The organism is Oribacterium sp. FC2011 (assembly GCF_000701645.1).
Classification (GTDB): domain Bacteria; phylum Bacillota; class Clostridia; order Lachnospirales; family Lachnospiraceae; genus Oribacterium.
In genome coordinates this window covers 57,809-70,442 of the sequence record NZ_JNJM01000016.1, presented here as the reverse complement: position 1 = coordinate 70,442, position 12,634 = coordinate 57,809, and the positions used below count along the sequence as shown (strand labels likewise).

8 protein-coding genes and 1 other RNA gene are annotated in these 12,634 nt (G+C 43.4%); 3 read left to right on the top strand and 6 right to left on the bottom strand.

The genetic code is table 11. The features are described 5' to 3' along the window. Positions 1–33: 33 nt before the first annotated feature. From nagE to T357_RS0113360, 3 genes are all read right to left on the bottom strand, one after another. Complete coding sequence (gene nagE / locus T357_RS0113370; protein ID WP_031553586.1) at positions 34–1,479, bottom strand: N-acetylglucosamine-specific PTS transporter subunit IIBC; 1,446 nt, start codon at positions 1,477–1,479, stop codon at positions 34–36. Positions 1,480–1,647: 168 nt separating this feature from the next. Continuing rightward, positions 1,648–2,028 carry a type II TA system antitoxin MqsA family protein gene (locus T357_RS0113365; protein ID WP_255342832.1) on the bottom strand — a complete coding sequence of 127 codons (381 nt, stop codon included), beginning with the start codon at positions 2,026–2,028 and terminating at the stop codon, positions 1,648–1,650. A 145-nt stretch (positions 2,029–2,173) separates the two neighbouring features. Then, complete coding sequence (locus T357_RS0113360) at positions 2,174–3,448, bottom strand: hypothetical protein (protein ID WP_031553579.1); 1,275 nt, start codon at positions 3,446–3,448, stop codon at positions 2,174–2,176. Positions 3,449–3,790: 342 nt separating this feature from the next. Here T357_RS0113360 and guaA point away from each other — a divergent pair, with 342 nt between their 5' ends. Further along, on the top strand, positions 3,791–5,332 hold the full coding sequence (gene guaA / locus T357_RS0113355) for a glutamine-hydrolyzing GMP synthase (protein ID WP_031553577.1): 1,542 nt from the start codon (positions 3,791–3,793) through the stop codon (positions 5,330–5,332). Positions 5,333–5,475: 143 nt separating this feature from the next. Here guaA and T357_RS0113350 read toward each other — a convergent pair whose 3' ends face one another. After that, positions 5,476–6,849 (bottom strand): NCS2 family permease, encoded by a 1,374-nt coding sequence (locus tag T357_RS0113350; protein ID WP_031553575.1) that lies wholly within the window; start codon positions 6,847–6,849, stop codon positions 5,476–5,478. Between the two features lie 508 nt (positions 6,850–7,357). Here T357_RS0113350 and T357_RS0113345 point away from each other — a divergent pair. Continuing rightward, the gene (locus T357_RS0113345) at positions 7,358–8,197 is read left to right on the top strand and encodes a DUF5688 family protein (RefSeq protein ID WP_031553573.1); all 840 of its coding nucleotides are present in this window, start codon (positions 7,358–7,360) and stop codon (positions 8,195–8,197) included. Positions 8,198–8,522: 325 nt separating this feature from the next. On the opposite strand, the gene T357_RS0113340 is transcribed toward T357_RS0113345, so the two are convergent. After that, entirely contained in the window at positions 8,523–9,023 is a 501-nt protein-coding gene (locus T357_RS0113340) for a helix-turn-helix domain-containing protein (RefSeq protein ID WP_031553571.1), read from the bottom strand. Between the two features lie 317 nt (positions 9,024–9,340). Between T357_RS0113340 and ssrA the strand changes: the two genes are divergently transcribed. After that, positions 9,341–9,686: a transfer-messenger RNA gene (ssrA, locus tag T357_RS20915) on the top strand. Between the two features lie 52 nt (positions 9,687–9,738). On the opposite strand, the gene uvrA is transcribed toward ssrA, so the two are convergent. Further along, positions 9,739–12,570 carry an excinuclease ABC subunit UvrA gene (gene uvrA / locus T357_RS0113335; protein WP_031553569.1) on the bottom strand — a complete coding sequence of 944 codons (2,832 nt, stop codon included), beginning with the start codon at positions 12,568–12,570 and terminating at the stop codon, positions 9,739–9,741. Positions 12,571–12,634 lie beyond the last annotated feature (64 nt).

Here is a 12,634-nt window from a genome sequence, read left to right as displayed (position 1 = left end):
TAGATACCTTCCTGCCAAGGAAAAAGGTGAAAATCACAACAATCTTTTCATCTCTTCATAAACAAACTGTACCTTTGTCCCTATGATAACCTGAACTGTTGATTTATCAGGTCTGATAACGCCGGCAACTCCTGTTTTCCTTATTGCGTTTTCATCAACAAGTGTGTAGTCGTTGATAACGGTACGGATTCTCGTTGCACAATGATCAAGTTCTTTGATATTGCCTTTACCACCGAGGCCTTCAAGTATGATTGCTGCAATCTTTACGAAATCAGAATCATTACCTTTTGTTGAAGATATCTCTACAGTATCTTCATATTCTGCACGGCCGGGTGTTTTTAAATCGAACTTCAAAATCACAAATCTAAATACTACATAGTATATGACTCCGGTCACACACCCTATAGGAATCAGCATCCATGGATTCACTGCCATAGGAGCTTTAAAACTAAGTATCCAGTCTACAAGACCAGCAGAAAAGTTGAACCCGATTCGGAAGGGCATAGATGCACATACGGCAACAGAAATACCTGTAAGTACTGCATGTACCAGATATAGTCCAGGAGCCATGAACATGAAAGAAAATTCAAGGGGTTCTGTGATACCTGTGAAGAAGGATGCAAATGCACCAGCCAAAAGAAAGGCAGCAGCTTTTTTCTTCTCAGATGTCTTTGCTGTGTGATACATAGCCAGGGCACCTGCAGGTAAACCAAACATCATGATTGGGAAAAAACCTGTCATGTACTGACCAGTTACACCCTTTACTGCGCCATCAGCCCCCGACCAAAAGAGCCCCAGGTCGTTAATGTTTGCGGTATCAAACCAAAATACAGCATTTAATGCGTGATGGATACCAAGCGGGATCAGAGCCCTGTTAAGCATGGCATATAATCCGGCACCCAAAGCTCCGAGACCGAGTATAGAGGTTCCGAAAGCAACAAGTCCCGCATATATCAATGGCCAGATAAAATACAGTAATACAGCAACAAGAATCGATGTACATGCCGTTACTATGGCAACACATCTTTTTCCGCTGAAGAAAGCGAGCCAGTCAGGAAGTATGGTTCCTTTAAATCTGTTGTAACAGGAAGATCCTATAATGCCGGAAAGGATACCGATAAAGGCATTTGAAATTTTACCGAAAGATTCGGGAACTTCCGAAATATCTACACCTCTATACATAGCAACAGCATCGGTACTGAGAAGTGATGTGATCATGAGGAATGCTACAAGTCCGGAAAGCGCACTTGTTCCCTCGTGATCTTTAGACATTCCTATCGAAACACCTATAGCAAAGAGTAACGGAATATGATCAATGATTGCCGCTGCTGCTTTGATCAGGAAGGCTGACAGAATGCTGTTAGAGCCCCACCCTATCGGATCAATCCAATACCCGATGCCATAAAGGATACCTGCCGCAGGAAGAACAGCGATGGGAAGCATTAAAGATTTGCCTATGTTTTGAAGATATTTCATCATGGAATTGCCTCCTCATGAATTCATGTAAACTCAATTGCCTCATGGGCTGCCTTCAAAAATCTCATGCCTATGTTCGACAATGTATTCCCTGCACTTTTTTCCATCCAGAGGATAGCCAGCTTACTGTCATCCCTGTTAGTGCGTACTTAATAGTACCAGGTTCAATAATTACACTCCATTTAAAAGAGACAAAAACCATTCTGGGTCCTGATTTATTTTCTTAAGAATGATATCATGTGCCTTATCCTGCACTTGATGGCTTTCATATCTTGTAATAGTTTTACCACCCCAACCTAACAATAAGCATAAATCACTTTGGCTTATACCATACTTTGCTCGAATTTCTCCTATTTGCGCTGATGTTAAAAGCCCTTCCTTTTTTCTATATGCATCCTTTAATCTGATGTCATTGTCCTGCATCTGCTGTTCATCCATATAGAGTTCTCCTGCTAATTCGCAGAAAAAATACGATGCCTCATAATCGACTGTGACATTCTTAAACGTAGCCTGATCCATAACAAGAACGGTTTTCACTTCATGTTCTTCCATACAGCATGAGCAGATTCTCTTTTCACTTTTAATGATCTTCATATATTATTGCAACACCCGTGGCAGTAGTATAAAAGTCGGGGATTGTCCCGAAAAAAGTCTGACTAAAGCTTGACGACTGTCTATTTTCCTTTAATTTTCATTCTTATAGATTCACTCCCTCGATGTCATCATATCTTACACCACAGAGCCGGAATGGTTCCTTCCTCACTATATCATATGATATACCCGCATCATCCAATTCAGCGAGGAATGCCCTGAAGAAATCTTCAGAAGAAAAGGGCTGTCCGAACATTGCGAAAAAATGATGGTTGATACAGGACAGTTCTACCATCACATCCGTCACATTTGGTTCGCTAAGAAGATAGACTTCCTGGATATACGGATCCAGCGGTCCAAAGCTTCTGCTGTTTGCATAGGAAACGCAAAAGCTTGCCCTGTGGGCTCCAAGTGCCTGTTTGAGAACGTCAGCACACATCTGCAAAGGCATCTGTTCCATCTTCTCGTATCCGGCCTTGCGTGTTTTCAGCGTATACCTGACGTTCTCCGGCTGAGCCTGTAATATCAGCTGTCCGCGTGCTTTTGTACAGGCTTTCAGAATATCGTAATCAGCTTGTTCCTTTGGCATATCCACAAAGGCTGTATCAATGAACATTCGGTAATTTTCGAATTTCCCAAGCTGAGCTTTCATATCAACGGATATCAGACAGGATACGGTTCTCTCATCTTTCGGATCATATCGCCTTGCTGCCTTGGCAAGGAGTACGCTGAACAGGACATTCGGGCTGCCGTCGTTCTCCTTACAATACTGCATTATCTGTTCCTCGGGGAACCGAAGATAAAAGGCCGTACACTCGCGTTTTCCGTCTTTCACAGGATTCTCCAGCCTGAAATAATCCGTGACCGGAGGCTTCTGATATAGCGGTTCATCCGAAGCGTCCAAATCGATGTCCGCAAACGGATTTCCGGTCTCCGCTTCCGGGATCTCATCTCCAATAAGACGGATTCCTGTCGGATCAAACTCCTGCCCTGTAACAGTACTTAGATAATAGTATAGGACGCTCTTGAAGTACGGCAGGAAACCGGCTCCGTCCGTAATCGAATGAGAAACTTCTGCAGCGAGCCGATTGCCTTCGAATTTGAATGAAAGCAGGTGATAATTGGCTTCCGCAGAGCAAAGCAGAATCGGATCCCACGTACTCCGGATCACCACCGGAAGATCGTTGGACACCACGATCAGGTTGTTCCCCTCCAGTTTTACCCGGACATAGAAGTACGGAAACCGCACCCTGAGACGTTCTACCGCTTCCTTAAGAGCATCGCAATTTACAGGTTCTGTCAAAGTCACGCAGATTCCCATGGTATTCGGATTGTCCGGAGTGCACATACATACTGATGGTTCGTAAAATGCTGGTTTCAAAGCTTATTCTCCTCGTTTTGAACAATTATTTACTAAAACTTTCCGTACCTACAGCTTTATATGATTGAATAATAAATAGTACATTATACTGGAATATAGTATGCATTCATTCTAACATAACTCTTGTCGAAATTCACGGAATTATATATAGCCGTTTCTTCCAAGCCCTGCTCGGTTCTTGATTCGTTTCGCTCATCAAGAACCGTCGCAGATGGACGTCTTTCTGAGAAAATAAATCCTCAGGTTTTTGCAAAAAATTATGTTAAATGTATATTGATTTATCATGTGTTTTTTTATACATTGATTTACAGTATCTAGTTGTTTATATAGTTTGGAGGAAAAATGGCAAAAGAACTTGTTGTGGTACTGGACTTCGGTGGTCAGTACAACCAGTTGATTGCAAGACGAGTACGTGACCTCGGAGTTTATGCCGAAGTTTACGCATCTTCAATCGGTCTTGATAAGATCAAAGAATTAAATCCAAAGGGTATCATCTTTACAGGCGGACCTCAGTCAGTATATAAAGAGGAATCTCAGCATATCGACCCGGCTATCTTTGAGATGGATATACCTATCCTTGGTATCTGCTATGGTGCTCAGCTTATTGCATATGAGCTTGGAGGAACCGTAAAGACAGCACCGGTTTCAGAGTATGGTCGTACCGAGGTGCTTATCGATGAACAGAATTCTGTTCTTCGTGGTGTTTCAGACAGCACCATCATGTGGATGTCCCACACCGATTACATTGCAGAAACACCTAAAGGCTTCAAGATCATTTCCCACACAGAAAACTGCCCTGTAGCAGGAATGGAAGATCCCGATCGCAAGATTTATGCGGTTCAGTTCCACCCTGAGGTACAGCATTCTGTTGAAGGAAACAAGTTATTCCATAATTTCCTTTATGATGTCTGTGGATGCACCGGCGACTGGAAGATGGAGACATTCGTCCAGGACAAGATTGAAGAGATTCGTAAGACTGTTGGAAACGGTAAGGTGCTTCTGGCACTCAGCGGCGGAGTTGATTCTTCTGTTGCCGCATCTCTTATGGCAAAGGCCATCGGAAAGCAGCTTACCTGCGTATTTGTTGATCACGGTCTTCTTCGTAAAAATGAGGGTGATGAGGTTGAGGCAATTTTTGGCGACAAGGGTCAGTACGATCTTAATTTCATCCGCGTTAATGCAGGACCTGAATATTTTGAAAAGCTTCAGGGTGTTGAAGAACCTGAAAAGAAGCGTAAGATAATCGGCGAGCAGTTCATCAGAGTTTTCGAGCGTGAAGCAAAGAAGATCGGCGCTGTAGACTTCCTCTGCCAGGGAACCATTTATCCTGATGTAGTTGAGTCAGGTCTCGGAAAGAGCGCAGTTATCAAGTCTCATCATAATGTCGGCGGCCTTCCTGAGAAGGTTGAGTTCAAGGCCATCATCGAGCCGCTGCGCCTTCTCTTTAAGGACGAGGTTCGCCGTGTAGGTTTACAGCTTGGACTTCCTGAGTACCTTGTTTACCGCCAGCCATTCCCGGGTCCCGGACTTGGTGTCAGAATCATTGGAGAAGTAACTCCCGAGAAGGTACGTATCGTTCAGGATGCCGATGCCATCTACCGCGAGGAAATCGCAAATGCAGGCATGGATCGTCAGATCAGCCAGTATTTTGCAGCCCTCACCAATGTTCGTTCCGTAGGTGTTATGGGCGACTTTAGAACCTATGATTACGCAGTTGTTCTCCGCGCAGTTGAAACAGACGATTTCATGACTGCAGAAGTAACTAACATTCCTTTTGAAGTACTTGAGAAGTGCATGAACAGGATTGTAAACGAGGTTAAGGGTGTAAACAGAGTATTCTATGATCTCACGAGCAAACCGCCAGGAACTATAGAACTTGAGTAAAAAAATGTTCCCAGGCAAAACCGAATAACTTCTATTAATATAACTAAAAAAGACCTTATAACCTTCATCAGGTTATAGGGTCTTTTTCGTACCATAAAAGTGTAGTAAATGCGTGCCCATAAAGAGCACGCATCCAAATCCTATTACTGGAAATTCATTATAAGTGTAAGTATTCTCAAACAGAAAAGCACGAACACTACCCACATGGTCGGGCTGACATCCTTTGACTTTCCTTCACAGGTCTTGATGATAACCCATGCAAGGATGGCAAACATGATACCTGTTGCGATGGAGTATGAAAGCGGCATCATAAGCATTGCAAGATAAGCACCAACAGTGTCTGCGATATCTCCCTCGAAGGAAATCTTCTTTGCAGAAGATACCATGAGCATTCCTACATAGAGGAGCGCCGGAGCTGTTGCAAAGCCCGGGATGGCGAGGAAAATAGGTGAAAGCAGTAAGGATACGAGGAACATGCATCCTGTTGTGAATGCTGTAAGGCCTGTTCTTCCGCCGGCTGCAACACCTGCAGATGACTCTACGAAAGAGGTGATGGTTGAAGTTCCGAGACATGCACCTGCTACTGTTCCCAGGGCATCTGCCATAAGAACTTTTCCAACTCGTGGAAGCTTGCCGTCTTCATCAAGAAGTCCTGCCTTATCAGCAACGCCGACTACTGTGCCGACTGTATCGAAAAGGTCTACGTAAAGGAATGAAAATACGATGGCGATGAACTGAATAAGGTTCTTTGCAACCCATCCAAAGTTAAACTTGAATGCTGTGTTTGCGATGCCGCCAAGCTGTAATCCCTGTGAGAAATCCGGGATGAGGCTGTAAACTCCTGCATCGATGTCAACTTTGTACCAGCCTGCGAACTCGGCAAGGATTCCGAGGATCCATGTAGCAAGGATTCCGATGAGAACCGCACCCTTAATCTCATAGTTAACAAGTACTATGATGATAATGAATCCGATGAGCGCAAGAGCAACTCTTGGATCTGCAAAGCTTCCGAGGGTTATGGTAGCACTTCCGTCGTTAACATTAAAAAAGATAATGTTTGCGCCCTGAAGTCCTATGTATGCAACAAAGAGACCGATACCTGCAGAGATACCGTTTTTGAGGTTCTGAGGTATTCCGTTGATCATCTGCTCTCTCACCTTGAATACCGAGAGGAGGATAAATATAAGACCCTCTACGAGAACCGCTGTAAGAGCGATGGTGAAAGGATTCTCAACATCGGCAAGCTCGCCGAGACATACGGTATAGGCGAAATATGCGTTAAGACCCAGACCTGCTGAAAGTGCGATGGGGTAATTTGCAAAAAATGCCATGATGAAGGTTGCCAATGCTGACGCAATTGCTGTTGCAACGAATACGCCGCTTCTGTCCATGACGGAACCCAGTATGTTAGGGTTTACGGCAAGGATGTATGCCATGGTCAAAAATGTTGTTACACCTGCAACGACTTCGGTCCTTACAGTTGTACCGTGTTCCTTTAGTTTAAAAAACTGTTCCATACAAAAAAATGCCTCCTTGTTTTGCGGGATGATTCATATATGCTTCGCCGTTTCTGAGATCGGAATGATGCATATACCCTTTGAAAACATTGATAATTCTAGCACATAATGATTTGGAAGTCTTATAAAAAAATAATTTCATGTTGACACCGGACGGAAACTAAAATATAGTAAAGCACGAAGATCGTGATCAAAATAATCATGGTTTTTAACAAAAGAGTTTCTCAGGTTTTCATTATTTATTAAGCCTGGGTTGACTCTGTATATTTCTTTAATGCTTGTATAAGATAAAAGGGCTTCAGGGATTCGATCGTCTTGTGAAGCTTTCGGTTATGCGCTTAAACCGAAACTAAATCTTTATTATCAGGCTGTTCTGACCTTTCAGGTCAATCAAAAATTCAACTAACAACAATTCCATCTGTTTCAGGTTTTATGTGTAAACCTGAGCTTTCTTGACGACCCCTTTTTCTGCGGGTCGAAGTTTCAAAAATAAGGAGAATTAAAAACAATGACAAATGAATATGAGATCAGAGATGAATTATTAACTCGCGGTTATGAGGAAGTTTCAATTCACAAGGTTGTAAAAAATTCAGTCCCTATGACGGGAATAACAATCAGAAAGGATAAAAATGAGATCATCTCACCCTGCGTTTATATCACGGAAAGAATAAGAAATCTTGAAAATGCCAAAGTTGCCTGCGACGTTATTGAACGCCGTATGGCAAGAAGCCAGGATCCTGATATCGGGGACCCTGATGAACTAATTTCAAAGGAAAATATTCTTAATAGGGTGGCCATAGGTGTTCAGAGAAGTTCGGATCAGGACCTGATCAAGCGGCCATCTGAATTTGAAGGCATTGAGCAGTTCCTGTTTATCTCCGGTGACAATAAAGATGGAAGCAGCTGGAAAGTAAAGCTTAGCCGGGCGATTCTGGACAATGCAGAGCTTAGTGAGAAAGAGGTCTGGGAAAGAGCCGAGAGAAATACATTTTCGGAAGAAAACATTTGCATCAAGCCTATGAGGAGTGTTTTTGAGGAAATTCTCGGAAAGCTTGATGATCCAGATGAATATGATGTACCCATGTATGTTGTTTCCAATGAAAAGAGATTGAACGGTGCGGTGCAGATCTTCAACAAAAAAGCTGTTAAGAACTGGGCAAGAAGCCACGGGTACGACACCCTCTTCATGCTGCCCGCTTCTGTTCATGAGGTTATAGTTTTGCCGGTTGAGGTGAGCCGTATGAATTTTGAAGAGCTTAATCTGATGGTCAGGGATATCAATGCCTGTGAGGTGAATCCTATTGACCAGCTCAGTGACCATGCATATGTGATCGATCTGGCAGGCTGAAACAGTGCTAATGCCGAACAGTCTTCTGCTTCAAGCCAGGAACTTTATGACCGTGCTACAGAACTGAAGAACATGGTGGCTTAGATAACAGTCTGATCCTGATTCGGGATTATTTGGTCTATTCTGAAATTTGAGTGTTACTTCATGATAAAAGAGACTATTGCGTTGCAATAGTCTCTTTTCTATATTCCGTATATATTTTTTGCAGTTTAAGTATTTAAAATCTGCAGGCCAAATTTTATGACAGATTAAGTATTCTAAACCTGCATGTCAAATTTTATGACAGATTTAGTATTTTAAAACTATAGGTCATAGGTATCATGATTCAGCTTTGGTTGTAGTCGCCCTTATTATCCGCCACTTTGTGAGAGGAATCATCAAATTTAAAAGGAGTTACCTTGAGCGGTTTGGGCATATGTCTTTTGTCGTTTTCCGAAGCACTTTCGTACAGCTCAGACCTGGCAATTTCCGCACTTATATTTTTCAACAGTTCATTCAGATTTTTTTCTGTCCTGCTTAGAGGCTCCAAACTAAGAATTCCATCGAACATTGCATTGGCATCCATCTTTAAAGCATTCATTAATATGACAATTTCATGGAAGTTTGGATGTTTGCCGCTTTTGGAATGATTTTCAAACTGAGAAAGTCTAAGTGATGGTATACCTGTTATTTCTGAAAGGTTCTGCTGTGTAAGATTCAGTTCGATGCGACGTCTTTCAATGTTTCTGCATATGATACTCCAGTCAATCTTATAGTTTTTGGAATTGTAAACAGGATCTTCCGGATAGACTCTTTCGCTTTTTGCACGTTTTTTAATAAATGGCATGATTCTTCTCCTTATGCAGAAATTTTAACCTTGTTAGAAGAAAAAAACATTGCTAAAATGGGTTAGTTCTAACCGAATAAAGTTTAGTTAGCGAAAATTTATATATCATAACAGGCAAGATATAGATATTAACTATACCTTTGCGGGTTACTTAATACCACCGGGTAAGATTATATCCTGAAGTATGAAGCGGAGAATGTAAAAATGGTTACGCAAAGAGACTTGGTTAAATAATCTTGTACAAATTAAAAACAAATTTTTAAACCACAGGTTTATTTACAAGTCTTTATAAATCCGTTATTATCATTACGTATTAAGGGCTAGTACCGGTTTCGACGGGGACGATGCAGCTTTAGAAGCTATCCGAAAGACAGTCGCGTTAAACTTCAAACCTAAATATAAACGCTAACGATACAAGTTACGCATACGCAGCTTAATTGCTGCGTGGTCAGCCTCATTGCACTCACACATTGAGAACCTGGCCTCATCTATGTGAGAAACGACTTTAAGAGTTCCTCCTCTTAATGGGCGTATCAGAGGATACCGGTCATAGCAAGACGTGCACATCTTAGCTATGATGGGGAATCTTGGAAGTGTACTATGATAGTAGAAGGAGAGGGAATTTGTTTTCGGACACGGGTTCGACTCCCGTCTGGTCCACTAAAAAGGGATATCACCCGGATGATGAACATCCGGGTGATATCCCTTTTTTCTGTCACTTTTTAAGATATTTCTTTATATAGTGCCCGGTATAAGATTCTTTAACCTTCGCAACTTCTTCGGGAGTACCCTTAGCTATAACGGTGCCGCCCTTCTCTCCGCCCTCTGGGCCGATATCTATGATGTAATCAGCACATTTGATGACATCCAGGTTATGCTCTATTACTATTACCGTATTACCACTCTGGGCAAGCTTATCAAGCATGACTACAAGCTTGTGGACATCTGCGAAATGAAGTCCTGTAGTGGGCTCGTCAAGGATGTAGATGGTTTTTCCGGTAGGTCTGCGGCTTAGCTCTGTAGCGAGTTTGATACGCTGGGCTTCTCCTCCGCTGAGCTCCGTACTTGGCTGTCCCAGCTTTACATAACCTAGACCCACATCATAGAGTGTCTGTATCTTTCTGGTTATGGTAGGAACATTTTTAAAGAACTCAAGGGCTTCCTCGACGGTCATTTCCAGAACGTCGTAAATGTTCTTTCCTTTGTATTTGACATCCAGAGTCTCTCTGTTGAATCTCTTGCCGTTACATACCTCACATGGAACATACACATCCGGAAGGAAGTTCATCTCTATCTTTACGATACCGTCGCCCTGGCAGGCTTCACATCGGCCGCCCTTAACATTGAAAGAAAATCTTCCTTTACTGTAGCCATGAGCCTTTGCATCCTGAGTGCCGGCAAAGAGATCTCTGATGAGATCAAACACTCCGGTGTAGGTTGCAGGATTTGATCTGGGAGTACGGCCTATGGGTGACTGGTCTATGGCGATTATCTTATCAAGCTGTTTGATGCCGTCTATACGTGTATGCTTTCCTGCTATGATACGTGCCCTGTTAAGCTGGCGTGCCAGTGACTTATAAAGTATTTCGTTTACAAGAGATGACTTGCCGGATCCTGACACACCTGTGACACAGGTAAATACACCGAGAGGAAATTCCACATCGATATTTTTCAGATTATTCTCCCGTGCACCAACGACTTTTATCCATCCGTTGGGCTTGCGTCTTTTCTTAGGTACCTCGATCTTCAGCTTGCCGCTCAGGTACTGACCTGTTATGCTCCTGGGGTTTGCCATGATCTCGTCTATATTACCGGTGGCGATAACTTCTCCGCCCTCGGAACCTGCTCCCGGTCCTATATCTATGATGTAGTCGGCAGCTCTCATGGTATCTTCATCATGTTCTACCACAAGCACTGAATTACCCAGGTCACGGAGATGCTTCAACGTGCCGATGAGACGGTCATTGTCACGCTGGTGCAGTCCTATACTCGGTTCATCAAGTATGTAGGCTACTCCCACAAGACCTGATCCTATCTGGGTGGCCAGACGTATACGCTGGGCTTCGCCTCCGGAAAGAGTTCCGGCAGCGCGTGACAGGCTCAGGTAATCAAGACCTACATCCAGCATGAAGGTTATTCTGTTTCTGATCTCCTTCAGGATCTCGTCAGCAATCTTATGCTGCATGGGAGTGAGCTCCAGTCCCTGAACCCATTCATTAAATTTGGTGATGGATAATGTTGTGGCCTCGTAAATATTGAGATCACCGACTGTGACTGCAAGGCTTGAGGGTTTAAGTCTCGCGCCGTGACAGCTTGGGCAGGGAGTTATGCGCATGAACTGTTCATACTCTGCCTTCATCCTGTCGGAGAAGCATTCTCTGTAGCGGCGGTTAACATTGGAAACAAGTCCCTCGAAGGCTACATGGTGTTCGTTGCCGTTTCCGAACTGGGACTCGTAGTAAACAGTAACCTTTTCGTCTCCTGTTCCGTTAATGATTATGTCTCTGGCCTTTTCACTCAGTTCATTAAAAGGTGTATCCAGACTGAAATCGTATTTTTCGGAAAGCGCCTTCAGCATGGCATGGGTATAGCTTCCCTCATCCTTTGAGTTCATCCATCCCATAACCGAGATGGCACCTTCATTTATACTCAGGCTCTCGTCGGGGATCATGAGGGCAATGTCAAATTCCATTTTATAGCCGATTCCGAAACATTCGGGACAGGCACCGAAAGGATTGTTGAAGGAAAAGCTTCTGGGCTCGATTTCTTCGATGGATATGCCGCAGTCTGGGCATGCAAAGCTGGTGGAAAAATTCACGGATTCACCGCCGATGACATCCACAGTCATATGGCCTCCGCTTAACTGCATGACCTGCTCTGTTGAATCCGCCAGACGTTTTTCGATACCTTCTCTTATGACGAGACGGTCAACAACTATTTCGATGTTGTGTCTGATGTTTTTCTCAAGCTGTATTTCTTCGGAAAGCTCGTAGAGATTTCCGTCGATACGCACTCTTACATATCCGGAACGACGGGCACTGTCCAGAACCTTTTCGTGCATGCCCTTTTTTCCTCTTACAATGGGAGCAAGCAGCTGGATTCGTGTTCCGTCCTTCATGAGAAGAAGCTGATCCACAATCTCATCTACTGTCTGCCGTCTGATTTCTCTTCCGCAATTCGGGCAGTGAGGGATACCGGCACGAGCGTACAAAAGACGCATGTAATCATAAATCTCGGTAACGGTTCCAACCGTTGAACGTGGATTTCTGTTTGTGGATTTCTGGTCTATGGATATGGCCGGGCTGAGACCCTCGATCATATCCACCTTTGGCTTCTCCATCTGTCCCAGGAACTGTCTTGCATAGGACGAGAGGGACTGCATATATCTTCTCTGCCCTTCGGCATAAATGGTATCAAATGCAAGTGATGATTTACCTGAGCCGGATAAACCTGTCATGATGACAAGCTCATCCCTTGGGATGTCCAGATCCACATGCTTGAGATTGTGTTCACTGGCTCCCCTGATCTTGATGTAATTCTTTCCCATTACTACTCCGCTTTATATGATCAAAAAAGTAAAATGCTATAAAAAACCCGGCAAACAAATGTTT

Excerpts from the sequence above, each read along its gene's own strand:
- nagE (WP_031553586.1), bottom strand. The coding sequence starts at position 1,479 with ATGATGAAATATCTTCAAAACATAGGCAAATCTTTAATGCTTCCCATC.
- T357_RS0113365 (WP_255342832.1), bottom strand. The coding sequence starts at position 2,028 with ATGGAAGAACATGAAGTGAAAACCGTTCTTGTTATGGATCAGGCTACG.
- guaA (WP_031553577.1), top strand. The coding sequence starts at position 3,791 with ATGGCAAAAGAACTTGTTGTGGTACTGGACTTCGGTGGTCAGTACAAC.
- T357_RS0113350 (WP_031553575.1), bottom strand. The coding sequence starts at position 6,849 with ATGGAACAGTTTTTTAAACTAAAGGAACACGGTACAACTGTAAGGACC.
- T357_RS0113345 (WP_031553573.1), top strand. The coding sequence starts at position 7,358 with ATGACAAATGAATATGAGATCAGAGATGAATTATTAACTCGCGGTTAT.
- T357_RS0113340 (WP_031553571.1), bottom strand. The coding sequence starts at position 9,023 with ATGCCATTTATTAAAAAACGTGCAAAAAGCGAAAGAGTCTATCCGGAA.
- uvrA (WP_031553569.1), bottom strand. The coding sequence starts at position 12,570 with ATGGGAAAGAATTACATCAAGATCAGGGGAGCCAGTGAACACAATCTC.